We start from the raw sequence: 323 nt of genomic DNA on the forward strand, positions 1-323 counted from the left end.
GACCATCGGTTTCGGCCCCTCGCTCTTCGCCAAGGACCGTTTCGGCCTGGAGGGCAAGCGCCCCGAGGCCCGGGTCGACCTGGAGCGGTTCCCCGGCGACAACCTGGACCCCCCCAAGAGCGGCCCGGGCCACTGCGTGCACGGCTGCGCGGGCCACCCGCAGGAGCCGGCCCACGCAACCCGCCGGCCCGCCCCCCGCGGGGTCGGGCAGCCCCCGGGGCCTTGTCCCGGCCGAAAATGTCCCCCTGCTCCTGGAGCGGGGGGCGGTCCCAGGTCTCGATGTGCATCCGGATCCGGCGGGCGACCAGGTACGAGCCGCCGGC

2 pseudogenes are annotated in these 323 nt (G+C 76.2%); one reads left to right on the forward strand and one right to left on the reverse strand.

The features are described from left to right. Positions 1-4: 4 nt before the first annotated feature. Positions 5-172, forward strand: a pseudogene (locus ADK52_RS41345) (Dyp-type peroxidase domain-containing protein); the annotation flags it as partial. A gap of 37 nt (positions 173-209) precedes the next feature. Here ADK52_RS41345 and ADK52_RS39810 read toward each other — a convergent pair. Continuing rightward, a pseudogene (locus ADK52_RS39810) lies at positions 210-323 on the reverse strand (hypothetical protein); the annotation flags it as partial.

Source organism: Streptomyces sp. WM6372, from assembly GCF_001279655.1.
GTDB lineage: Bacteria > Actinomycetota > Actinomycetes > Streptomycetales > Streptomycetaceae > Streptomyces.